The organism is Flavobacterium succinicans, assembly GCF_001662485.1.
In the GTDB taxonomy this organism is placed as follows: Bacteria; Bacteroidota; Bacteroidia; order Flavobacteriales; family Flavobacteriaceae; genus Flavobacterium; species Flavobacterium succinicans_A.
This window is the reverse complement of record NZ_JMTM01000065.1, coordinates 139,118-163,910: the sequence shown is the minus strand read 5'-3', so window position 1 is coordinate 163,910 and position 24,793 is coordinate 139,118. Positions and strand designations below refer to the sequence as shown.

The 24,793-nt window shown below is 34.4% G+C and carries 22 protein-coding genes; 16 read left to right on the top strand and 6 right to left on the bottom strand.

Annotated elements, in window-relative coordinates; translation table 11 throughout:
* Positions 1-70: 70 nt before the first annotated feature.
* Positions 71-481 carry an ester cyclase gene (locus FLB_RS12225; RefSeq protein ID WP_064716237.1) on the top strand — a complete coding sequence of 137 codons (411 nt, stop codon included), beginning with the start codon at positions 71-73 and terminating at the stop codon, positions 479-481.
* A 379-nt stretch (positions 482-860) separates the two neighbouring features.
* On the opposite strand, the gene FLB_RS12220 is transcribed toward FLB_RS12225, so the two are convergent.
* The 6 genes from FLB_RS12220 to gcvP form a co-directional block, all read right to left on the bottom strand.
* On the bottom strand, positions 861-1,622 hold the full coding sequence (locus FLB_RS12220) for an ABC transporter ATP-binding protein (protein WP_064716236.1): 762 nt from the start codon (positions 1,620-1,622) through the stop codon (positions 861-863).
* Complete coding sequence (locus tag FLB_RS12215) at positions 1,619-2,368, bottom strand: MlaE family ABC transporter permease (protein ID WP_064716235.1); 750 nt, start codon at positions 2,366-2,368, stop codon at positions 1,619-1,621. Before FLB_RS12215 ends, FLB_RS12220 begins: the two co-directional genes overlap by 4 nt.
* A gap of 115 nt (positions 2,369-2,483) precedes the next feature.
* Entirely contained in the window at positions 2,484-3,332 is an 849-nt protein-coding gene (locus FLB_RS12210) for a glycosyltransferase (protein ID WP_064716234.1), read from the bottom strand.
* A gap of 95 nt (positions 3,333-3,427) precedes the next feature.
* Positions 3,428-3,949: a hypothetical protein gene (locus tag FLB_RS12205; protein ID WP_064716233.1), complete on the bottom strand. Its 522-nt coding sequence runs from the start codon at positions 3,947-3,949 to the stop codon at positions 3,428-3,430.
* Between the two features lie 479 nt (positions 3,950-4,428).
* Positions 4,429-5,487, bottom strand: a complete 1,059-nt coding sequence (locus FLB_RS12195; RefSeq protein ID WP_064716231.1) for a 3-oxoacyl-ACP synthase III family protein — start codon at positions 5,485-5,487, stop codon at positions 4,429-4,431.
* A 606-nt stretch (positions 5,488-6,093) separates the two neighbouring features.
* The gene (gene gcvP / locus FLB_RS12190; RefSeq protein WP_064716230.1) at positions 6,094-8,943 is read right to left on the bottom strand and encodes an aminomethyl-transferring glycine dehydrogenase; all 2,850 of its coding nucleotides are present in this window, start codon (positions 8,941-8,943) and stop codon (positions 6,094-6,096) included.
* Between the two features lie 235 nt (positions 8,944-9,178).
* On the opposite strand from gcvP, the gene FLB_RS12185 reads away from it, so the two are divergent.
* The 15 genes from FLB_RS12185 (at position 9,179) to FLB_RS12125 (ending at position 24,707) form a co-directional block, all read left to right on the top strand.
* Complete coding sequence (locus FLB_RS12185) at positions 9,179-9,985, top strand: hypothetical protein (RefSeq protein ID WP_064716229.1); 807 nt, start codon at positions 9,179-9,181, stop codon at positions 9,983-9,985.
* Positions 9,986-10,332: 347 nt separating this feature from the next.
* Complete coding sequence (locus tag FLB_RS12180) at positions 10,333-11,082, top strand: glycosyltransferase family 2 protein (RefSeq protein WP_064716228.1); 750 nt, start codon at positions 10,333-10,335, stop codon at positions 11,080-11,082.
* A 31-nt stretch (positions 11,083-11,113) separates the two neighbouring features.
* Positions 11,114-12,097, top strand: a complete 984-nt coding sequence (locus FLB_RS12175) for a hypothetical protein (protein WP_064716227.1) — start codon at positions 11,114-11,116, stop codon at positions 12,095-12,097.
* Between the two features lie 431 nt (positions 12,098-12,528).
* The gene (locus FLB_RS12170; RefSeq protein WP_082923285.1) at positions 12,529-14,391 is read left to right on the top strand and encodes a tyrosinase family protein; all 1,863 of its coding nucleotides are present in this window, start codon (positions 12,529-12,531) and stop codon (positions 14,389-14,391) included.
* Between the two features lie 9 nt (positions 14,392-14,400).
* Complete coding sequence (locus tag FLB_RS12165) at positions 14,401-15,159, top strand: DUF2182 domain-containing protein (protein ID WP_064716226.1); 759 nt, start codon at positions 14,401-14,403, stop codon at positions 15,157-15,159.
* A gap of 719 nt (positions 15,160-15,878) precedes the next feature.
* Positions 15,879-16,538, top strand: a complete 660-nt coding sequence (locus FLB_RS12160; protein WP_064716225.1) for a hypothetical protein — start codon at positions 15,879-15,881, stop codon at positions 16,536-16,538.
* Positions 16,539-16,621: 83 nt separating this feature from the next.
* Positions 16,622-16,798, top strand: coding sequence for a DUF1843 domain-containing protein (locus FLB_RS14155; RefSeq protein ID WP_082923284.1), 177 nt, complete (start codon positions 16,622-16,624; stop codon positions 16,796-16,798).
* A gap of 80 nt (positions 16,799-16,878) precedes the next feature.
* A complete protein-coding gene (locus FLB_RS14150; protein ID WP_082923283.1) occupies positions 16,879-17,049 on the top strand; it encodes a DUF1843 domain-containing protein in 171 nt (56 codons plus the stop codon).
* A gap of 84 nt (positions 17,050-17,133) precedes the next feature.
* Positions 17,134-18,558 (top strand): radical SAM/SPASM domain-containing protein, encoded by a 1,425-nt coding sequence (locus FLB_RS12155; protein WP_064716224.1) that lies wholly within the window; start codon positions 17,134-17,136, stop codon positions 18,556-18,558.
* Positions 18,559-19,158 carry a methyltransferase domain-containing protein gene (locus FLB_RS12150; protein ID WP_064716223.1) on the top strand — a complete coding sequence of 200 codons (600 nt, stop codon included), beginning with the start codon at positions 18,559-18,561 and terminating at the stop codon, positions 19,156-19,158.
* A gap of 99 nt (positions 19,159-19,257) precedes the next feature.
* Positions 19,258-20,196 carry a glycosyltransferase family 2 protein gene (locus FLB_RS12145; protein ID WP_064716222.1) on the top strand — a complete coding sequence of 313 codons (939 nt, stop codon included), beginning with the start codon at positions 19,258-19,260 and terminating at the stop codon, positions 20,194-20,196.
* A gap of 282 nt (positions 20,197-20,478) precedes the next feature.
* Positions 20,479-21,291, top strand: a complete 813-nt coding sequence (locus FLB_RS12140) for a hypothetical protein (protein WP_064716221.1) — start codon at positions 20,479-20,481, stop codon at positions 21,289-21,291.
* A 13-nt stretch (positions 21,292-21,304) separates the two neighbouring features.
* Complete coding sequence (locus tag FLB_RS12135; RefSeq protein WP_064716220.1) at positions 21,305-22,570, top strand: hypothetical protein; 1,266 nt, start codon at positions 21,305-21,307, stop codon at positions 22,568-22,570.
* Positions 22,571-22,580: 10 nt separating this feature from the next.
* On the top strand, positions 22,581-23,504 hold the full coding sequence (locus tag FLB_RS12130; RefSeq protein ID WP_064716219.1) for a glycosyltransferase family 2 protein: 924 nt from the start codon (positions 22,581-22,583) through the stop codon (positions 23,502-23,504).
* 3 nt (positions 23,505-23,507) lie between these two features.
* Positions 23,508-24,707: an AMP-binding protein gene (locus FLB_RS12125; RefSeq protein WP_064716218.1), complete on the top strand. Its 1,200-nt coding sequence runs from the start codon at positions 23,508-23,510 to the stop codon at positions 24,705-24,707.
* Positions 24,708-24,793: the final 86 nt, after the last annotated feature.

Below are 24,793 nucleotides of genomic sequence, written 5' to 3'. Positions count from 1 at the left end.
TGTCCATTGTTCAAAAAATCTATTCGCTTCATCTTTGTTCCCTTATTAATCGTTTAAAAATTTTTAAAAAATGGACAAAAATAGAGAAGCGTTAACAGCCTTTTACAAAAAAGCATTAACCGTAAACACCGAAACCACTCCAACTGCTGTATTGACAGAGGTTTTAGCCGATGATTTTGTTTCATATGGTTCAGTAGATAGCAAAGGGAAACCTGCTTTGATTGGGCTAGTTGAATTCTTTTGGAAATTAATTCCAGACTTAAAGTGGGAACCACAAGACATTGCCAACGATGGCGATAAATATGTTGTCCGTTGTATGGCAAGCGGTACGCCAAATGGGGATTTTATGGGGATTCCTACCGACGGAACAAAAACATTCAATATTATGTCTATAGATTTTCACACAGTCATTGATGGTAAGCTAACTTCAGTGCATCATTTGGAAGACTGGGGTACGGCTATGAAGCAACTGGAAGTATAATCAGCTGTGCTTTTATTGTAGCACAAAGTTTCTTGTTTGCGGATAAGGGATTTTTTTTTCAAAATCAAAACAGCAGACCGAGCAACACTAAGCCTACCAACGTTTTTTTTTTTTTTAGAACTTAGAAGTTAAAGACGTTTGGGTTCATGTTTTTATAAAAGTATTGCGGAATTTAGTAGTGTGAATGTAAAGCAAAAAGCTACAAAGGAACCAAAAAGGTTTATTTTGTAGCTTTTTTTATACTTTCTAAAAGTCAATGATGCTAAAAGCATTTACGCGAAAATCCGTGAGATTTTTAAAAACACAAAGTCAAGGGGCTTTTCCATTGGCTTATGTTTTTTCTGGGTAATGGTTTAGGTCTTTTTTTTTATTTTCAGAATTAACCTCTTAAATAAGCTTCTCTTACTTTTTTGAATAAATTAGAAGAGTAAACAAAATCTACAATGGCTTTGTTGTCGGTTCTGAAAATTTCTTCTTTCGTACCTTGCCATTCTTTGATTCCGTTTTTTAGGAATAGGATGTTTTCTCCTATTTCCATCACAGAGTTCATATCGTGAGTATTAATTACAGTAGTAATATTATACTCTTCGGTGATTTCTTTAATCAAATTATCAATAATAGTTGAAGTATTTGGATCCAAACCTGAGTTGGGTTCGTCACAAAATAAATATTTTGGGTTATTCACTATCGCACGAGCAATAGCCACCCTTTTTTGCATTCCACCAGATATTTCCGAAGGTAATTTTTTGTGTGCGTCAATCAAGTTTACTCGTTTTAAAACAAAATCAACACGGTCTTTAATCTCTGTAGGGTTATTGTGAGTAAACATTTGAAGCGGGAACCCCACGTTTTCGGCAACAGTCATGGAGTCGAATAGGGCACTTCCTTGAAATACCATACCAATTTCTGTTCGAAGTTCTCTTTTTTCTGCGGGTAATAATTCCGAGTAGATTCTTCCGTCAAAAGAAATTGTTCCTTTTTCGGGAGCATGAATTCCTAATAAACTTTTTAGTAAAACCGTTTTCCCAGATCCACTCTGACCTATGATTAGGTTGGTTTTTCCAGCTTCAAAAAGACAAGATACTCCTTTTAAAACTTTACTACCTCCAAATGATTTTTCTATGTTTTTAATTTCTATCATGAGCCAAGTAATAATTGCGTTAAAATATAGTTCGAAGTAATAATACATACCGAGGTCCAAACAAAGGAAACTGTACTGGCTTTACCTACTTCTAAGGCGCCGCCTTTCATATAATAGCCATGAAAAGATGGAATGGTGGCTAAAAGCATGGCAAAAATGATAGTTTTAATAAATGCGTAAGTGATATGAAAGGGAATAAACTCTAGCTGTAATCCCGTAATAAACGATTCACTTGAGGTAAAGCCACCATATACGGCAGCCATCCACCCGCCAAAAATGCCCAAAAACATACTGATACCAATTAAAAACGGATACATCAGTAGGGCAATAATTTTAGGAAAAACAAGATAATTTAATGAATTTACTCCCATTACTTCCAAGGCATCTATTTGCTCTGTTACGCGCATAGTGCCGATGCTTGAGGTAATAAACGAACCCATTTTACCAGCCATAATTACTGATATAAAAGTAGGAGCAAATTCTAAAATCACGGATTGTCTAGTGGCAAAGCCGATTAAGTACCTAGGAATTAGTGGGTTGGTTAGGTTTAAAGCTGTCTGGATGGAAACTACACCGCCAACGAAAAATGAAATGAAACAAACAATTCCCATCGAGTTGATGATGAGGTCGTCGATTTCTTTAAAAATTAGATTCTTCATCACAGACCATTTGGTTTGCTTTGTGAAGATTTCTTTGAGCATCAAGAAGTATTTCCCGATTTGTGATATGTAGCGAATGAGCATCATTTTTTTTGAGTAGTCTTGTTACAGTTTGCAGTATTGTTTATAGAAATACATAGGGGCAAAAATACTGTATTTTGTTTAAACTTAAGATTTTGTTTTTATTGTTGGAAACTAACTTTTAAAACAGTTTTTCTTTCATTTTTTTCCAGCGGTAGTTTCTAAAAAATTTAGCTTGCTCCGCTGTTACAAATAATGGTTTTCCGGATGATTTTGCTTTCCAAAAACCCATTATGTAATCAATAAATAGTAGGGGTTTCCCTTTTCGCATTGCCAATTTTAATGATGAAATAGCTGTGATGATAAATCCATAACCCAAACTGTAAAAAGCTTCGCCTTGTTTGTAACGAGCGGCTTTATTGTAGCTTGCGCCAGTTGGTTTGAGGTGTTTTACATGCAAACTTTCGTCGGTGACTACTTTCCAATTGTAAAACTTGCATAACAACTCGTCTACGGTATCCCAACCCATAGCTGGTTTTAGTCCTCCGATTTGTTTGAAAGTTTCTTTTCTGTAGGCTTTTAGCGCACCACGAATATGGTCTTTGTCGGTTAAGTTTTCTAATATCCACTCCCCATTTTTTTCGATGTAGCAAAAACCGCCGACCATTCCAATGCGTTCATCGGACTGGAAATGTTTAATTATGGTTTCGAAATAATTGGTAGGAAATATTAAATCGGCATCAATCTTTACAATTAAATCATAGTTGTCGTCCAAGGTTTCGAATCCTTTTTCAAAAGCTTGAATGACTTTACTTCCCGGTAGATGTATGTTTTCTGATGATTTATTGACCAAACTTATGTATGGATTGTTTTTAGCAAATTCCAATACAACTTCAGCAGTTCTATCTGTTGAATTGTCATTGACCACTACAATTTTTGAAGGCAAAACCGTTTGCGAAATCAGTGATTGCAGTGTCAAACCAATTAAAGCTTCTTCGTTATAGGACGGTATGACGATGTAGTATTTCATAAAAAAATAAAATTACAAAATTTTAAAATTCCAAATTCCAAATGATTGGATGAGTCCAAAATTGGAAATTGGAATTTCATTTTTGTGATTTGTTTTTAGGCTCGTTCAGCGTAAACAATATAATATCTTGGTGTAAAAAAACGCAATAGCGGACGGAATCCTATTTTTTTAACGGGATGTGTAAATTTTTCTCTTGCGATAATTTTCCAGCCTGTTTTTTCTAGCAACCAGTCCAATTGCCAATCTTCAAATTCGTGGTAGTGTCTGTCCCACATATCAGTTTTGCTACGATAAGCGGGTGAAAACCATAAACGAAGTGGAATAGAAATCAATAATTTGTCGCATTTTACATTTTGTAAAACAGTATAAGGATTCAATAAATGTTCAAAGATTTCGAAGGCGGTAAAAACGGTGTAATTTTCGTTTTGTAAAGCAGTTTGATTGTTGTCTAAATCCTCGCCAGTGGTGTTTTTTACGGTATATCCATTTTCTTCCATAATTTTTGAGAAAGGGTTGGGAACGCCTAAATCAAAAATGGTTTCTTGGGTAGTGATGTGTTTTTGTAAAAATTCTAAAGTATGCTTGAATCGTTTATTGGGAAATGTTTTTTCGTACATAGTTATGGGTGTTGACCTTTTGGAAACAAGGCGCAAATATACAAATTATATGTGTTTTGAAGGCATTGTAAATAGGGTGTTCTCTTTTAACTATTTTGCCACAAATTACACTAATGCAGCACAAATTTGAATACGTTTTGATTCCACAAATTCATACTATCGTATTATTTGTAAAAATTCACCCCCTTTTTTCAAGAAACGTACATACAATTTGTGCATTCGTGGCTACCAATATAAACGTGAATGTTCTGCAATGTATAGCCCAGATAGAAGCGAAAAGCCCACAGCACTGGGGTTTAATTTTTGCTGGTGCATCAAAGCGACTAAAAGAAGCTCTTGAGGCGCCTTGTAAAAATAAACTCCAGGGCGAGGACTTGTAGTGGATAGCTGGATGGGCTCCTAAAAATAGTGATTAGTCCATAGTGATTAGTGATTAGCACAATTTGAGCTAAGGACTTAGGACTAGTTACTAATGACTACTAGTAGCGATATACAAAGGCATTGACATTCATTCCGGCACCAACTGAGGCAAACATTATGACGTCTCCTTTGTGGATTTCATGGTTTTCGATTTGTCCTTTCGTCAATAAGTCGTATAAAGTTGGAACGGTGGCCACGCTGCTGTTTCCAAGTTCGTTGATGCACATCGGCATTATTCCTTTTGGGGGCGTTTGTCCGTACAATTTGTAGAAGCGATGGATGATGGCTTCATCCATTTTTTCATTGGCTTGATGAATCAATATTTTTTTGACTTGGTTGATTTCGATACCGCTTTTGTCCAAACAACTTTTCATGGCGGCAGGAACTTTGCTTAGGGCAAATTCGTATATTTTGCGGCCATACATTTTGATATAGCGCGTGTTGGGATTCAAATCTTGATTGTATGATTTACCGAAAAACAGATAATTGGCTTCGTCTATGGCAAAAGTACCGCTTTCGTAAGAGAGCATACCCGTTTCAGAATCTGAGCCTTCGATAATAGCTGCTCCAGCACCATCGGCATAAATCATAGAGTCTCTATCGTGTGCGTCTACTACTCTTGATAGGGTTTCGGCTCCAATAACTAAACAACGTTTGGCCATTCCAGAAGTAATAAAGGCATTGGCTTGCAATACGCCTTCAATCCATCCTGGACAACCAAAAAGAATGTCGTAAGCCACGCATTTTGGGTTCTTGATTTGTAATTTGTTTTTTACTCTGGTTGCTAAACTAGGTAAGGTGTCTGCCTGAATGGTCCCGTGATTCACATCCCCGAAATTGTGTGCATAAATAATGTAATCAATGGTTTCTGGATCAATTTTAGCATTTTCTATTGCTTTTTGCGAAGCGAAATAAGCTAAGTCTGAGGAGTTTAAGTGATCCTCAGCATAACGACGTTTTTCTATGCCTGTGATACCTTTGAATTTGCTAATCACTACGTCATTCGGATAAGCAAAAGCGGATCCGTCTTCGTTTAAAAAGACATGTTTATCAAAGTCGGTGTTGTGAATTTTTAGGGATGGAATGTAGCTTCCAATTCCGGTTATTTGTATTTTCATCAGGGTATTTTTGGTATAATCTTAGCTAAATTAAGCATTAAAAAATAATTCGAGCTATAAAATTTACTATGCATGCATATAATTATGAAATAATAATTTTTTTCTAGAATTATTGTTTATTTTTTAATGAATTTCGGGTTTTTGCCTAATTTCAAACGTTTGAGATCGAATGCAGTATTTTTTTTGGAAAGACCTTTTGTCTAATTTAACCCAGATTCCGCATTAGAAATCTACTACAACTAAATTACTTCACCATTTTTATATTTTTTAACGGAGTTCAGTGAATGAATATTTTCTTCAAAACCAAGAACTTTACTCACGAGTTTCTATTTTTAATGGAGTTCAAGATACGCTACGCTTGGTTCTCCTATTTTTAAATTCAAAATACAAAAGTATTAGCTCATTGGTTTATATTTTTTATAGGTATTCACTGAACGTTGTTTCCTTCTTCAAAAATAGTCCGTGAGCTCTTGCTTTTATTGAATAATTCAGTTTCGCTACGAAGTCTTATGCAGATTCTGGGTTTAAAAAGTTTTATCTAGATATGAAAAAACCCGACAGTTGGAAATCTGTCGGGTTAAATGTAATCTTTAAAGGGAAAGATTTTTAACTTTCCATGTATGCTTCGATAGGAGCGCAGCTACAAACTAGGTTTCTATCTCCGTAAGCATCATCGGCTCTGCGAACAGTAGGCCAGAATTTATTTTCAGCGATGTAATCCAATGGGAAAGCAGCTTGTTCTCTGCTGTATGGGAAATCCCAAGTTTCGGCTGTTAGCATCGCTAAAGTATGTGGTGAATTTTTCAATACATTATTGCTGTCTTCGATAGTTGCGGCTTCGATTTCTTTTCTGATGGAAATCATAGCGTCACAGAAACGATCCAATTCTTCTAAGTTTTCACTTTCGGTTGGTTCGATCATTAAGGTTCCAGCTACTGGGAAAGAAACGGTTGGCGCATGGAAACCATAATCCATCAAACGTTTAGCAATATCAGTTACTTCGATTCCTTTTTGTTTGAAAGGACGACATTCCAAAATCATTTCGTGAGCGGCACGACCCATTTCACCTGAATATAAAGTGTCATAGTGACCGTTTAGTTTTTCTTTGATGTAGTTGGCATTTAAAATAGCGTGTTCTGTTGCTGATTTTAATCCCTCGGCACCTAACATGGAAATGTATCCATAAGAAATCAAGCAAACCAAAGCAGATCCCCATGGAGCAGCAGAAATAGCGGTAATGGCATGTTCTCCTCCAGTTGGAATTACTGGGTTTGTTGGTAAAAATGGAACCAATTGAGGCGCCACACAAATTGGTCCAACACCTGGTCCACCACCACCGTGAGGGATAGCGAAGGTTTTGTGTAGGTTCAAGTGGCAAACATCCGCTCCAATAGTTGCTGGATTGGTTAAGCCTACTTGAGCGTTCATATTTGCTCCATCCATGTACACTTGACCACCGTTATCGTGAATTAATTTTGTTATTTCGATAATAGCACTTTCATAAACTCCGTGAGTAGATGGATAAGTAACCATCAAACAAGAAAGATTGTCTTTGTGTAGCATCGCTTTTTCACGTAAATCTTCTACATCAATGTTTCCGTTCTCTAAGGTTTTGGTTACCACTATTTTCATGCCCGCCATAGCAGCAGAAGCTGGGTTGGTTCCGTGAGCTGAAGATGGAATCAAAGCAATGTTTCTGTGGTGATCTCCACGAGATTGGTGGTATGCGCGAATCACCATTAATCCGGCATATTCTCCTTGTGCACCAGAGTTAGGTTGCAAAGTAGTACCAGCAAATCCTGTAATTACATTCAATTGTTGTTCTAATTTGCGCAACATTTCTTGGTATCCTTGAGCTTGATCTAATGGAGCAAAAGGATGAATGTTATTCCATTGTGGGTTGCTCAATGGCAACATTTCTGAAGCTGCGTTCAATTTCATCGTACAAGAGCCTAAAGAAATCATCGAATGGTTCAATGATAAATCTTTACGTTCTAGCTTTTTGATGTAACGCATCATTGCTGATTCAGAATGGTATTTATTGAAAACATCGTGTTGTAAAAACGAAGACGTTCTGTTTAATTCTTCTGGGAAATGGTTGGTTACTGTTAATTCAGTAATCTCAGGAGTTTGAGTTCCTTTTGCGGCAGCGAAAAGGCTAACAATTTTGGCTACGTCTTCGATGCTAGTGGTTTCGTTGAAAGCAATAGAAACAGTCGCTTCGTCGATATAGAAGAAGTTGATGTTGTTTTGTTCTGCTACTGCTTTTATTTTTTGAGCCTCTGCTTTCACCACAATGGTATCGAAGAAAGCGCTGTTGGTTTGCTCGTAGCCTAATTTAGTCAATTCGTTAGCAGTTGTTGCTGCGACAGCGTGTACTTTATTAGCGATATAGCGTAAACCTTTAGGTCCGTGGTACACGGCATACATACCTGCCATTACAGACAATAATACTTGTGCTGTACAAATATTTGAGGTAGCTTTTTCACGTTTGATGTGTTGTTCACGAGTTCCTAAAGCCATTCTCAATGCTCTATTTCCGTTCGCATCAATAGTTACTCCGATAATACGGCCTGGCATAGAACGTTTGTATTCCTCTTTTGTTGCGAAATACGCAGCGTGAGGGCCACCATATCCTAATGGAATTCCGAAACGTTGTGTAGTACCAATCACTACAGCTGCTCCCATTTCGCCTGGAGGTGTCAATTTTGTTAAACTCAAAATATCTGCCGCAACGGCTACTTTTATTTCGTTAGCTGCTGCTTTTGAGATAAATTGTGAATAGTCATATACTTGACCAAATTTACCTGGATATTGCAACATCGCACCGAAAAACTCTTCTGAAAATTCAAAAGTTTCGTGGTTACCAACTACCAATTCGATTCCGATTGGCGTAGAACGTGTTTGCAAAACCGATAACGTCTGTGGTAAAATTTCTTCAGAAACGAAGAATTTGTTGGTATTGTTTTTCTTTTGATCGCGAGTTCTTACATCAAAAAGTAAAGCCATAGCCTCAGCCGCTGCTGTACCTTCGTCAAGAAGTGAGGCATTGGCGATTTCCATACCTGTTAATTCAATCACCATCGTTTGGAAGTTCAAAATCGCTTCTAAACGACCTTGTGCGATTTCGGCTTGGTAAGGCGTGTAAGCGGTGTACCATCCTGGGTTTTCAAAAATATTTCTTTGAATAACAGCAGGAACAATCGCTTGGTGATAGCCTAAACCAATATAAGATTGGAAAACTTTATTTTTATTACCTAATTCTTGAATGTGATTCGCAAATTCATATTCTGTCATTGCGGGGTCCAATTGCAGTGGTGCTTTTAGACGAATGTCATCTGGAAGGGTTTCATAAACGAGTCGTTCTATAGAATCAACTCCAATGGTTTTCAACATGTGTTGAAGGTCATTCTCTCTGGGACCAATGTGTCTTAAAGCAAAAGCATCTGTTCTCATTTGTACTAAATAGTGTTTTTTTATATTCTAAAACAAATTGGTCTGTAGTGTAATGTTTTGGATTACTTTTGATTACAAAATCATCAGACGTTTTTTTGAATTAAAATAGTAGGTGTTGTTTTTTTGTGGTGCAAAAATAAGTATTATTAGTAATTCAGAACCTATTTTGGTTGGTATTTTTTATTGAATTTTCAACTAAAGGCGTGATTTGTTTACAATTGATTAATTTTGTTTAATGAAGATTTTCAGGCAATTATTTCGTTTCTACATCAATAGCAGTGTTCACGTGGGCTTGTCTTGTTTGGCCTTGTTACTAATTACTCAACAACAGTTATTTTTTTCTTCTTCTTTTTCTTTGGCGCTATTTGTTTTTTTAGGGACGGTTTTTGCTTACGACTTTGTTAAATATGAGTCTTTAATTAGGAGGAAAAAAAATGCTATTCGAAGAGCATTAAAAGTAATCGTTGGATTTAGTGCTGTTGTTTTTTTGGGATTGCTATACTCTTTCTTTCAGCTGAGATTCCAGACTCAATTAGGAGCTTTTTTTATTGTAGTACTGACCTTGTTGTACGCTTTGCCATTTTTTCCTAATCGCAGCAATGCTAGAAATTGGAAAGGGATTAAAATTTATATCGTGTCTTTGTGTTGGACTTTGGCTACTGTTTTTTTGCCTGCCTTAGAAGGGGATTTTTCATTAGATCTTACGGTGTTTGTATATGGTTTGCAACGGTTTATTTTGGTTTTTGTGCTTATCTTAATTTTTGAAATCGTCGATTTGAAAAACGATGATCCTTTATTGCAAACCGTACCACAACAGATAGGAGTGGAGCGAACTAAGAAGCTTGGTTTTGGTTTGTTGATTCTTTTTTTAGTGTTTGATTTTTTGATTGGGAACTTTAGTTTGCTTTCTCTTTTTTTTATCCTAGTAACTGCTTTTTTTTTAGCATTTGCTCATGAAGATCGTTCTCACTATTATACTTTGTTTTGGGTGGAGGCGATACCTTTTTTTTGGTGGATGACACTTCTTTTTTCTCAACATTAAGTAATATTCATTTTTGGTAAGTTGATTTTCTCCAAATAGTATTTGCTTTAACTTGTCTTTTTTGTTTTGTTACAAAGAATCTCTTTCTCATGTCATTTTTAGGTTTATTTCTTTAGTTCTAATCTAGCTTTATTAGGTAAAGCGCATCCAATTCACGGATCTAAATAAAACAATACATGAAAAAAAATCAGAGCTCTTTGTGACATAGGTATAAAATTCAACACCTATACTTTACGCTTCTTTATGGCATTGAAATGATGAAACTGAAGCAGATGATTTTTGCTTAATAGTTCAACGGTTAAGATTGAGCCTAAATATTTGGATAGAAAAATAAAACCTAAAAAACGATGATTACAAATAGTGCTATTGCTATTGAGCTTTATCTGCTTTGTTTTAATGAGGAGAAAATGATTTTACATACTCTAAATTATTATTCTAGAATATGTAGTAAAATAATCATTATTGATAATCAAAGTTCAGATAATTCGATTCGTTTAGCAAGCGACTATAATAACATAGAATTCCGGTATTTAGATTCCGGAAATGAGTTTATAGAAGATAAATTGACAGAGGCAAAGAATAATTGTTGGAAAAAAAGTACGGCAGATTATGTAATTGTTTGTGATATGGATGAATTTTTATACGACGAGCAATTGTTAGAAAAGTTGGTGATGGCTAAAGAGCAAAAAATAATTATGCCTGCTGTGATTGGTTATAACATGATAAGCGATGTTTTTCCAATAAATTACGAAAGCTTGATAACGGAGCAAGTTAAATATGGTGTTCGCTCTGAAAGATTTGATAAACAAATCATTTTTGATCCTAAAAAAGTAAAAGAGATAAATTATAGACCTGGTGCGCATTTGTGCCAACCTCTCTTTTATGAAAATAGAGTTGAAACTTCGAAAATGGAATTGAAACTTTTACACTATAAATACCTTGGGAAAGATTATTTGTATAAAAAACATAAAGGATATGCAAATAGAATGAGTGAGATCAGTAAGGACAAAAAACATGGTGCTGAGTACCTTGAAGGGGAGAGTCATATTGATACTGTTTTTGAATCTTCAAAATTCCTCGAGAAAATTATTCCATAAGTTTTATAAACACATCTAAAATCAAGGCAAAATGGACTTTACAATAGACTTTACCTCTGGAGGTAATCATGGACATCAACTCAAAGATGCATTAGGAGGGCTTACTATTGGCCGCTTATTTGATCTCAATTATGTGCATACACCCTATGAATATTTGGATTATTTTGGCTTTGGGTATAAATATCCTGTCGTTGAACGAGCGGATCGAGAATTAAAATATAAAAATATAGTAAGAGTTGAAGGCCCTCTTTGGTGTGGTATTGACGACTATGAGGAGCTACTAGAATATTTTACGAAAGCGTTACCCGAAAGTAGTAAAGATACTTTGGTCATTTTTGAAAACGCCTTACGAATTCATCCATTTCAAACAATACCTTGGTATTTAGAAGGAAGAACCAAACAGAATGTTTTTAGTGAAATTCAACAGGAGTTCTCTAATAATTTTAATGAAATCCATTCATTAGAAGTAACCGAATTTAGATCGCCTATTGAAGTGGCTGTTCATATTAATAGAGGAACGGATTATGATAGAGATAAGTTTCCACAACACTTTACTAGTCCCTATGCAGTAAGATATATGTTTGATATGGATTATTATGAGAATATCATTTTACATATAGAAAAAGCCTATGGTGTTGGTATGGTTCATTTTAGTATCTATACTGAAAAACAAAATTCTGAGGATATTTTACAAAGATTTTCGAATAGAAAGCACACTAGAGTTTTACTTGGTTCTGATCGTGAGCAAAAAAACTATGATCAAATTCATGCTATTTTTAAATCCTTTGTTCAAGCTGATATTTTGGTTTGCTCTAATAGTAGTTTCTCGGTAATGTGCACATATTTCCGTAAAGGCAGAAAAACCGTATATCATCCTCATCTTCAATTGCGCTATTTACCTGAACCCAATTACATAAAAACGGAAGATGATGGTAGCCTAGATATAGAGTTGTTACGACAAGAAATAAGTTTTGATACCTTTTCGATAAACCCCTCGTATACGACTACAGCGTAATTGTTTTCTAGTTGATTGATACCTTTCAATTTTTTTGTTCGCATCCTAACGAATAACTATTTATTATTTTAAAAATAAATCATTTGTCATTGCTAATGAGTGATTTGTGTTGTGAAAATAGGTTGGGTGTGTTTATTATGCCTTTCGTACGTGAATAATTCAATTTCATGTCATTTTTTTATTCTTGACTTTGTTACTCTTGTAATTTTAATAAAGAAATTAATGGGGACAATATTCATTTCAAGACTTCTTCTAATTCATTTATCATAATGCAACCTGCAAGTTTTTTATAACAATTAAAAAATTTGTTTAGTGCAAGGTAGGTAAGGATATAAAAAATGCTGGAGCAGAAAACCACTTAATAAACGAACGGTTTCGTTTGGTAAAGAATGACTTTAATAAATTGAGACAACCAACTAAATAACTAAAATATGAATTCATTTATTGGAAAATGGGTAGATCAACAAAATGTGTTAATCACAATTACTGGATCTAAAACGAGTATTAGTGTAAGCTACAGCAACGGACGAGGTCCTTTTCAAGGCACTTTAAGTAGTTCTAATCCATTAGCAATTACCGTAAATTTTACAGATGATGGGGGAAATAAAACAGGGACATTATCCAGTAATAATGATGAGATAGATTGGGATAATGGAACAACTTGGAAACAATTGGTTTATTTAAGAAGAAATGCTTGGGATGCCAATAACGGTGGGCAGTTTGTCGATCAATCGGGGAATTATACCGACCTATATTGGTATGCAAAAGCTGTTCAGGTAATGCAATCTCGCCCAATAAGCGATCCTACTAGCTGGTGGTTTTACGCTGCAATTCATGGACAATTACTATTGCCGGAATCAGTATATCCAAGGCCATACCAATATCTAAATTGGGTAAATATTAGTTATATAGGATCTTCAGCAAATTTGAGTACACTTCCATCCAAGTCATTAACCAATCTTTTTTGGGATCAATGTCAGCATGGAACTTGGTTTTTTCCTCCGTGGCATAGAGGATATTTGGTAGCACTCGAAAATATTCTTAGAACAATTATCGCTGAATTAAAAGGACCATTAGACTGGGCATTACCATATTGGAATTATTTAAGCCAATCAACTGCTTATGTTGAGTCTAATATTCCTCCAGCATTTACCCTTACTGTTTTACCTGATAACACACCAAATCCTTTGTATGTTCCTGAAAGATACGGATCTAGTGTTCAGGTGGGTAATGACGAGAATGAAGCGAATGATGAATGCCAATGGGATACTATTTACAGTGAAGGGGCTGCACCTTCAAAAACCGGACCAGGAGATTTAAATGGATATTTTTATGGAGGAGGCGAAACTGGATTTTCACATAGTGGTTCAGAGACAGGAGATCTTGAGCAGAATCCTCATAATTTCGTTCACGGTATGGTGGGTGGCCAAAATGCTGCAAAACAAATTGGTCTTATGGGCGTTCCCGCAACAGCAGGACTCGATCCTATATTTTTCTTGCATCATTCTAATATTGACCGTATGTGGGATGCTTGGAATGTAACCGGAAATAATAGTAATCCATCGGATGCAGATTGGCTAGTGGGGCCAACAGCGAATGGTAATTCACAATTTGCTATGCCGTTGGATTCATCAGGAACTCCTTGGTATTACACCCCTGGAGATGTTCAATCCACCAATAATTTGAAGTATAACGGATCTTATTATTCTTATACATATAGTGATCTCTCTTTAACTTCTTATGACACAGTTAAACCAGGTTCTCAACAAGACAGTTTATCCGATAGATTAACTAAATTGGGCGCAACAAATTTAGATACAGCAGTTAAGATGACAAATCAACCGAACAATGAATTAGTAGGTGCAAGTAGTGGTTCAATTACTTTAAAAAACACAGAAGCTAAAGCTACTGTACAATTGGACAAGACAGCATGGAAATCAGTAAAGAATAGTCTTCTAAAAGCGTCTGTTTCTGATGTTCCTGACGAGGTGTATCTCCAGTTAGAAGGTGTAAAAGGTGGCGGAGACTCTAATTTTCTTTCAGTTTATGTAAATCAAACATTTGTCAAATCTGTTTCTCTTTTTGGACTCATTGGGGCATCCCTGAAAAATTCGTCTCACGGAGGAGCTGGACTTACTTATAAATTTAATATCACAAGTATTATTGATCAATTACACCTTGAAAATGCTATTGATATTGATGCGTTAGATGTTCAAATAAAGAGTAAAGATACTCTACTAGATGGTGATGAAATTACAGTAGAGCGAATAGGAATTTACCGTTCAGGGCAATAAGTAAATAAAATGAAACTTTCGCAAAATAAACGAATTACGATTAGCATGTTGGTAGTAAGCGCTTTGTTTTGGATGTTGCTTTTGGTAAACCCAGGGCATATTATGGCTATGAGATACTGTCATGTTTTTGCTTCCTGTCCTTCTCCTACATCATTTCAGATGCTGCTTGGCATGAAGTTTTTTTCATCCCAGTTTATTGGTTGGGGACTTATGGTGGTAGCAATGATGCTTCCTAAATTAATTCTTCCGATTCAGTTTATTTACCAACAAAGTTTTAAGCGCTATCGTTTTGTATGTGCTTTACTATTCGTGTTGGGTTATATGCAGATTTGGATGATTGCAGGTTTTTTTATGATAACAGTAATAATGGGATTTAATCTTTTACTACCCCTGTCTTACATTCCGGCAATGGGATTGTTTGCTATAGCTATAGTATGGGAGATTTCACCAATGAAACAGTGGTTTTTAAATCTTGGTCATGATCATCGAATTTTATCAGCTTTTGGATGGAAGGCTTTTAGAGACTCATTGTTTTTTGGACTTACCCATGGTGTTTGGTGTTTTGGCTCTGGATGGGCATTGATGCTATTTCCTATGCTATTACCCAAAGGGCATAATCTAGCAATGCTATTGGTGACTTTTATTATGATTAGTGAGCATCTAGAAAATCCTAGATTTCCAATGTGGTTTCTTCCCCCTCGATTGAAATTGTTGAAAATCATTATTGCTCAAACTAGAATTAAATTGATAACTTCTTTAGGAATTTAGTGCCTAAACCAAGAATTATCTTTAAAATTAATATCACTTATAATTTTCTTCTTAAACTGGTACTCTTGTATTTTAATAAAAAATATAGGAGTATCATTTTTTTGTGGATTATTCTTGAAGCTATCTACCTAGTTTTTGATTTTTTTAAAGAATACTATCCTAGAGCTTTTCTATTGAAAAAAAATACAATATCATAACTTTTTCCTGTTAAATTTAATTGAGTAGAGATTTAGTGTAAAAAGGTGGTTACTCACAAGAAAGTATATTCAAATGGAAATCCCTCTATAACAAAACACATAAGGTTTTTAATTTTTATTAAGAAGCTACTTTTTATAATTTAAAAAAAAAAGACAATGTTAATGCTTGATAATCAGTGTTTTGAAAACAAAATAACTTATTGTGATTTTTATACCTTTCATGCTTGAATAATTCTGTTTCATGTCATTTTTTTATTCTTGACTTTACTTCTCTTGTAATTTTAATAATGAAATTAAAGAGGCTTACTACTTATTTTAGGACTTTTTCTGATTCATTTTGTATAAGCTAAAAATCATGTTTTTAATGAGTTATGAAAAAAATGTTTGAAGAGTCACTATATGGGATTATTAATTCAAAATTGTGGAGCAGAAAACCACGTTAAAAAAACGAACTGTTTCGTACAGTTAAATACGAAGGCGGAATCTGAAAAGCCTTATGAGTAAGAATAAAAACTAATTGTTATGCAAGCTATACCTGTAAAAGTTAAAAATGTAAGTGTATATCCTTATGTTGATTGGAGTGGTGGAGGTGTTGGACCGGTTATTCTTCCTGTTATTGAGGGAGCAAGTGGAACTTATGCGGTTGGGACACTTATAATGTCTGCTTTTTACAATCTTGATTTAGATTCAGGAAATCAAAGCTCTCAACTTGTTGTGCATCAGTGCTATGTGGCGATGGGAGAGACGGAAGATGGCGCACCATTTACTACTCCGTGGATGTATTGTACTAATACTAGTAATCAGCCTCAATTTGGTAGAACTATTAGAATGAATCAACAAGATTCTGAAACAATTAGCATAGATGGTGCTGTGTTGCCAGCTTACATTACTTTGGGGCCTCTAGCTGATATTACGGTGAGTCAGTTATTTCCACCGCCAGCAATTGGAGAGTTAATGCTGATTGAAAATGGTTCAGGTAATATAATTGCTACCAAGACAGGAACACCTCATGAAATGGGAGTAGAAGTTGTTGGAGGAGAACGTGTCGGCACATTAAGAGTAGGAATGAAAAACATTATGATTACTGGTAAGAATAAAGAAGGTAAAACCTTTACCATGGGTAATTTAACTTGTTTGAGCCCAAATGAACCAGCACTTTTTTTACAGGAATTTAAATTCTAAAAATCAGATTGTTTTTATAAAATGTATTTGATAGGAATAAGAAAATATGAATAAAAAGTCATTAACAATTAAAAATGTAAATCATGGGAATAATGATGCCTTATGGAGCCGCAATTCGAGAAGCTATTGCCTCAAACGATTTGGAAAAAATGCAAGCTATAGCTGAACAAACCAAACAAATTGTAAAGGGACAAGGGGATATGCATGTTGCATTGTTAGAATTATTAGAAGCAATTGATTCTTTGAAAAAAAAACTTTAAATAATTACTGACTTGTACAGCAAAACAAGGGTGTAGCCGAAAAACCTTAAGAGTAGGAATAACTATAAAATATAAGTATCATGGGAGTAGTAATGCTTTACGCAGCAGGAATCAGAGAAGCCATAGCTTCAAATGATTTAGAAAAAATGATTGCAGTAGCCGAACAAGCTAAACAAACTGTGAGAGAACAAAAAGATTTAAGTGCAGCATTGCTAGAATTGCTTGATGCAATTGAAGCACTAAAAAAGTAATCAAAATTGGAGAGCGGTTTTTTAAGTTTTACTTTTTAAACCGCTTTTTTTAGTGATTTACGGAACTGAAATAGCAAAAAAAAAATGGAAAAAACTTCTACACGATACAGAGTAAGAGACGATTATAAAACGGCTACCCCAGTGCACGTAGTTTGGGAAATCACCTTAGCATGTAATTTAAAATGCTCACATTGTGGTTCAAGAGCAGGAAAAGTTAGACCTGGTGAATTGACCACAGAACAATGTTTTGGTGTTATTGATAGCCTAAAACGTCTTGGAACAAGAGAAATCACTATTATAGGCGGAGAAGCTTTTTTGAGAAAAGATTGGATAGACATTATTCAAAGAATTCATCAAAGCGGAATTGAATGTTCCATGCAATCTGGAGCCTATAATCTTACAGAGCAACGAATTATTGATGCCCAAAAAGCAGGAATTAGAAATATAGGTGTTTCCTTAGATGGAATGCCAGCTACACACAATAAAATAAGAGGAAGAAGCGATTCTTTTGATCATGTTATCAATTGTTTGCAATTATTGAAGCAGCACAATATACCTTCTAGTGTAAATACAGTCGTTACAAAAAGTAGCAAAAATGAATTGAATGAACTTTTAGATGTTTTAATCGAAAATGGGGTAGAAAATTGGCAAATACAATTAGCTGTAGCCATGGGCAATGCAGTAGATAATTCGGAAGAATTAATTGTACAGCCCTACGAGTTAATAGATTTTTATGACAACCTTATTATAATCTACAGAAAAGCCTTAGCCAATAATGTTTTAATTCAAGCAGGTAACAATATTGGTTATTTTGGACCGTATGAACACATTTGGCGACAAGGAAATGAAAAATATTATACCGGATGTTCAGCAGGACATACCGGAATTGGAATTGAAGCAGATGGTAAGATCAAAGGTTGTCCATCACTGCCTACAACCGAATATACTGGAGGAAATGTAAAAGATATGCAGTTGGAAGATATCTGGAAGTATAGCCAAGAAATGGTCTTTTCTAGATATCGAAACAAAGAAGAATTATGGGGAGGTTGCAAAGGTTGCTATTATGAATCATCTTGTTTGGCAGGCTGTACCTGGACAAGTCACGTTTTATTTGGCAAGAGAGGTAATAATCCTTTTTGCCATTATAGAGCGTTAGAATTAAAAAAGAAGGGACTACACGAACGTATAAGAAAAATACAAGAAGCACCTGGATTATCATTTGATATAGGTCTTTTTGAAATTGTAGTAGAAAATGAAAAAGGAGAAATAGTAGAAGTGCAATCACCTAGCGATGTCGATCCGATCTCAGTTTTGTCTAACTCTGATAGAATACCAAGAATTCCAAAGGCACTTAAATTGTGTAATGGTTGTGATAATTATGTTTATGAAGAAGAAGTTGAATGTACTTTTTGTAACTCAGATATTCAGAAGGTAAATGAAGAATATGCTCAAATGCTACAGAAAGCAATTCTGTCGTTAGAAAAATTAGAACTTTTAATGATGAGGTAAATGAAAGTTTTTAATAAAATACAAGCTGAAATTGATACTTATTCTGAACGTATTGAAAATACATTAAGCCTACCAGAAATTACAATTCAACATGGGCTTAATTCATTCAGATATCAATCTTCTAGCTTTTTAGAAGTGATTTTTGATGCTATACAGATAACAAGTGAAACGGTTTTTTATGATTTGGGTTCGGGTTATGGGAATATCATTTTGTTTGGAGCTTTAAAATATCCTGAAGCACAATTTAAAGGCATTGAGATTCTCCCTGAACGAAATCAAGTTTGTGCATCCATAATTCAAAAAGAGCAAATAGTAAATGCAAGCGCAATTTGTGGCGATATATTGAAAGCCGATGTTTCTGATGGAAATATCTTTTATCTCTATAATCCTCTTTTTGATTTTCAATATGGTGAATTGTTAAACAAATTGTATCAAATTTCATTGATCAAATCGATCGTAGTGATTGCTGAGTCACGTTGCATATATTTCGATCAAACAGATTGGCTAAAGCAGTATCATGAAATAGATATTGATATTGTTAGAAAAATAAAATTTTATCGCTCAAAATCGCTTAGTTATGATTTACAAGAAAAAAAATGACTGGTGTAAATAAATTATTTGCTATTCCATGCAATACTATTCTTGATTAAAAAAAAGTAAGCTTAAATAATTTATAACTATAATAGTAGTCCTAGATCTATGTTGAGGTATACAGTGGTCATTCCTTTGTTTAATAAAGAAAAATATATTGCAAAAACAATTTCTTCGCTGGCTTTTCAAAGTAAAAAGCCTTATGAAATAATTCTAGTAGATGACGCTAGTACTGATGCAAGCTTAGAGGTTGCTCAAAATAGTTTTTTAATGTATAGCGAGGCTTTTTGCACTACTAAAATCGAGATTATAGCATTAACCAAAAACTCAGGACCAGGCAATGCTAGAAATATTGGATTAGAAAAAGCAACTGGCGATCTCATTAGTTTTTTGGATGGAGACGATTACTATGAAAAAGAGTTTATTGATAAAGCTGTAAAGTATATGTACCATGAACAACTAAACTTTTTGGTAGTCGGAATAAAATTGAATCCATCTGGCGTAGAGTTACCTCAAATAAAAAAAATAAAGCAACATCTTACTCCAATAAATAATGAGTTGTTTGGTTTACATCATCCTTTATTCGCGGTTAGCTCGCCTTATTTTTTTATGGGACGCGGGAGTAATGTTATTGTAGCTCGCAAATGTATAGGTTGGCATCGTTATGAAGTCGGATCTTTATTGAATGAAGGAGTTGACTTTTGGTATAGAGTTTTAAAATCAGTAGTTGAAAGTAAATCTACGAGTATTGGACTGTTAACTGGAAGTTATATTCGCGTAACAGAAGTACCAGGAAGTCTCTCTAGAAAGAAGTACGCCCATTGGAAAGAACTAAACATTCCGCCTACGGTAAGACGTTATGAAAAAAGTGATAATCCATTTGATTTGCAGTTAGTCGGAATGCTAAGCTTACGTTGGTTTGGACATGCAATGAAAAACTTAGAGGACATAAATCATAAAATAATCTTTACCTATCACCATAAAAAAATTTGGAAAAAAGCACTTCTATATAAGTTGAAAAGACACTTTGTCAAAAATAAAGTTTAAAGCGCAAGTTATTTTATAGGAAAATAAGGCTTAAATGTTTATAAGGTCCGGTGAGCTTTTGTTTTTTATTTAGGTATTTTTTATGGCATAGAATTTTTGTTTTATGTCAAAATTTAATGTATTTGTGACATTTTGTATGTGTGAATCGATGCTATAAACTAGGTTTACTATAAATAGAATAAACACTTTTCCGACAAAGAATTATTGATTTTTTTCGCCAAAGAAAGAGTTGCAAAAAGGCACGATTAAGTTAAAAATGCTAACCATTAAACATAAATAGTTATGACAAATTTGAGTTCAATCATTCTTCCGGTTCTTCAAGGAATGGAAGCATCTTATTTAAAGGAACAATTATTAAAATTCTTACCCAATCAACAAGAAGCGTTTTCAAAAATTGAAAAAAGCTTCAATCAATTAACGTCTAAAGTTCAAGATAAAGAACGATTGCAACGTTTTTTTCATAGTTGGAGTCAAACCAATAATAGTGCAATGACAGTGGCAGGTATTAGTAATCGAATGACGATGCTGGTGCATAAAAATCAACCAATTGTAGACGAAAAGGCGCTTTTGCTTTCAATTACAAGCTTAAACAGAATTGTAGATGAAGATTTAGCCGTGGTAGGTCGAATTTTACATTCTCAGATGTTTTATACTATGGCCACAACTATTTGTACTGATGATGATTGGCTTTCACGCAAGTATTTAAATCAAAGTGCTTGTGATTTCAAAGCATGGAAAGATCAAAATTCATTACGAAATAAAGATATAATGATTGCTTTATTGACCACATTGATTCATGAGATTTATACCCATGGTGAAGTAGAGTTTATACTTCCAAAATTTAAATCATGGTTGATTAATGATTATAATTACTCAGAGGAAGAGTGCGAAAAAACACTGGCATGGATCAGTGTACATTGTGGCCCAACAGAGAAAAACCATTTCTTTTTTGCAGTTAGTGCTGTTTTTTATTATGCAAAGGCCATGAATATTGATATAGAATCTTATGATTTAGAGCCAATTATTAAAGACTATTTAGGTAAAAAATCTGCCGTAATGGAAGATATAATGGAACTAGAAGAACTTAGTTATTAATTCAATAGTACTTATGGCTATTACTAAGAAAGAAACGAAATCCCAACTCATTATGCCTAAAATTCAGTTACTGCAAAATCAAGCGGAAAAACAGAAAAAATGGAACGAGTTGTTTTCTGAATATTTTCAAAATGATTCTGGACTAAATAGCCATTCTTTTGCTAATTCTTCTGTAATGCTGTCTTCAGAATACTATCAAGAGATGAATCGATTGTGTGCCATTTTAAACAAAACTTGTAGAGCAATTGTTTTAAATTATTTTGAAGACATTAGAATCCGTAAATACTATCAGCTGGATGAAGAACTGGAAAATATTTTACGAAAAAGTAATAGCGAAATATATGATCAGGGTTTTTATCGCCCTGATTTTTTATATGATACCCACGATCAAATAAAAATTTGTGAGATTGGTGCACGATATCCCTTAAATGGCTGGATGATTAGCTATTATTTGAAATTAATAAATGATCGGCTTAATTCTAGTGGCATAGTACAAAAGGTCACTCATAAAAGTATAAAAAGCATAGTTAATGATTTTCGAAATCAATTTGCTCCTAGTGGAAAGGTCGCTTTAGTTCATGACGATGAAAAAGGGACCGAAATTTTTCTTCTTCAAAAGGAACTAGCCAAGCTACAAATTCAATTAATTTCTGTAAAACCTCAGGATTTAACTGTTTTGAATGATTTTATTTGTGTAAATGGCGAACCTGTTTTGCACTTTATTTTAGAAATGGATCGCGATGAGCTAAAAAAAATAAAAGAGGATGTTTTGGAAAAGTTGATTCAGCAAAATTTATATTTTAATGATATCCGAACCTTGATTTTAATTCATGATAAAAGAGTATTGGCAGTAATGTATGATGCGCAAATTATGAATGATTATTTGGATGAAGAAGAATATAGTTTTTTACGAAAATATCTTATTCCGAGTTTTGTCATTACCGATGCTGATGCTTGTGATTCCTTCATTCATGGAGAACAAAATCTAATTCTAAAATTAAATAGCGGAGGCAGAGGCATTGGTGCGTACGTTAAAAATGATTGTACTATTAAAGAATGGGAGATTATTGTAAGGGAGAATTGGAGGAATTTTTTGATTCAGCATTTTGTAGAGCAGAAAGAATTTATCGATACCGAAAACCATCGCCGAATCCATTTGGTCGGAATGTTGTTGTGCAAAGACAATAAAACATATGGAGCAGGTTTGTTTCGTGGTTCAGATGAATCGATTGTAAATGTACATCAGGGAAGAGCATTGATTTATCCATTAGTAGAGTAGTAGTATAATTATGAAACATACTGTAATTATCCCTCTTTACAACAAAGAAAAGTATATCTATGATACTATTCGTTCGTTAGCCTTTCAGGAAAAAAAACCATCTCAAATTATTGTTGTTGATGATTGCAGTAACGATCTAAGTCTCATTCACTTGAAAGAAGCTTTGTCGTTTTTTGCGCCACAGTTTTTACAAACTGCGATTCAAATTATAGAATTAGATAAAAACACGGGCCCTGGAAATGCTAGAAATATAGGGATTCAACTAGCCACAGGTGAACTTATAAGTTTTTTAGATGCTGACGATTGTTATACTCCCACTTGTATAAGGGAAGTAGGTTCTATTATGGAAGAGGAAAATTTGGATGTAGTAATTCTAGGGATTTTATTGAATCCATCTAATTATTATTTGCCAAATATTAAATCCTTTGCAAAGGAAATGCAATTTCTTTCAAATCATTTATTTGTAATACCTAACATATTACATACAGTTAGTTCACCGGATTTTATTATGGGCGTTGGTAGCAACGTTGTAATACGGAGAAAATATCTAAATGAACTTCGTTATGAGGCTGGCGTTTCATTAAATGAAGGCATTGATTTTTGGTATCGTGTTTTGAAGAATATGAAAGAATCCATACATGTAGGATTGCTAAATAAAGCCTGCATTGAAGTTAGAGAGGTAGAAGGAAGCTTGTCTCGAACATGTTATGCTAATTGGAGAGATTTAGAAATTCCTATTTCTATAAAGCGCTATCAAAGGAGTTCCAATCGGTACGATCAACATCTTATGGGAATGTTGTCGCAGCGATGGTATGAACACGCGATGGAACGATTGCCGTCTTGGCAGCAAAAAGGGTTATTTGTATTTCATCATGCCTTGGTTTTGCTTAAAAATTATTACTATTTCAAAAGAAGAAAATTCATAAGACGATAAATTATGCATGTAGTTGATTTAGTTCCAAAAAAATACGATTCAGTGTTGCCAGATTATTTTGAAGTAGTCCGAAACAATTCTTTATATGACGAATTATATAAAGAAATTTATAGTGTTGCTGATGCGCCGATGTTGAGTAAAAAAGAATTAATGTCAATTTTAAAAACAAAATTTAAACTTCACGATCAAAATACAGGAGTATATTTGGTACGATCGGGCGGAAGTACTCAGGAGCCTTTGGTTTTTCCAGTAGATATTCAAGAAAATCAAGATCAGCGAATTGCGATGGCAAAAGAGTTAGTCAAAAATAATTTTTTTACCTCTAAAACAGTTGCGCTAAATATTTTTGGCTATTCTGATATGTATCGAACCGCAGCTATTATGGATGATATTTTAGAGAAATGTAATGCAACAACATTGTCATTAAGTGCTCATGCAAGTTATGATGATATGCTACAAGCTACTAACTATTTCAATCCGAATTTTATTCTGGGAACCCCTTCTAAATTGTTGTGTTTTGCCAAGTTTTTAGAAGAAAAAAAGATACAGCTTCAAGTTAAAAATTTGTTTTATGCGGGTGAATTTTTAAGACCAAGCCAGCAAAAGCTTCTAAAAAAAACATTAGGCTACGAACAAGTTTATTCTATGTACGGTTCTGCCGAGACTGGAATTTGGGCTTGGTCGGATGTTACTAAAAGACCTTCCTTGTTCTCTGTTCTCGAAGGTGTTGTAGTCGAGATTATTGATCCTGATGCTAATGGATACGGGATTATCGCGGTCACCAATACTTTTCGCAAAAGGTTTCCCGTTTTTCGATATGCTATCGGAGATTTAGGTAGATGGGTTGATATAGATGGAGACTCTTTTTTAGAGTTAAAATCTAGGGAAACAAAATCATTTATTGTTGGAGAACAACATTATAATTTGGATCAAATTGCCTTTTTTACGCAACAAGCAGAAGCCTTTCAATTGCAATTGTCCTATAACAAAAAGCTTCAAGAAGTAATTCGATTACTTGTTGTTCAGGAAGTCGTTGATAAGCAAAACCCCGACCTTATAAAAACAATTACAGAAGGATTACATCAATTGTTTCATTATAACGAAAAATTTATGCAAGTAGAGGTGTTATTAGTTGCTTTAGATGAATTATATATTGATCCTAATACTACCAAAACACCATTGCTTGTGGATTTAAGAAATTGATCATGTGTTTTGTAGGAGTAATTTAAGCAGTGGGTTTGGGTAGATTGTAATGATTCAATCCTAACTCGTTTTTCAGTTTAACAAAT